This window comes from Globicatella sp. HMSC072A10, assembly GCF_001811625.1.
Lineage (GTDB): Bacteria > Bacillota > Bacilli > Lactobacillales > Aerococcaceae > Globicatella > Globicatella sanguinis.
This window is the reverse complement of the sequence record NZ_KV805732.1, coordinates 1-328: the sequence shown is the minus strand read 5'-3', so window position 1 is coordinate 328 and position 328 is coordinate 1. Positions and strand designations below refer to the sequence as shown.

Genomic DNA, 328 nt, shown 5'->3' with positions numbered 1-328 from the left:
TCGTCACAAAACACACCGATGATTCATCGGGGCAATCGGTTCTTGCGTTATTACCTAGTTGAAGCTGCCAACTCTGTTAAACGTTATTTACCTGAATATGCCCAGTTCTATCATAAGAAATTCCAAGAAGTACCTAAACATCAGCACAAACGTGCCCTCGTCTTAACCGCAAGAAAATTAGTGCGTCTGGTGGATGTGCTACTACGCAATCACCAACTCTATACGCCACCGGAGGTGTTGCATAGATAAAAGACGAACAAAATAAAATCAATTCTTAATAAAGTTCGTGAAAAAACGCGATTTCACGAGTGTTTATTTAGTGCGCCCT

At 41.2% G+C, this 328-nt stretch carries 1 pseudogene; it reads left to right on the top strand.

Annotation, left to right across the window (positions count from 1 at the left end):
- Positions 1-249 (top strand): annotated as a pseudogene (locus tag HMPREF2811_RS11070) (IS110 family transposase); the annotation flags it as partial.
- Positions 250-328: the final 79 nt, after the last annotated feature.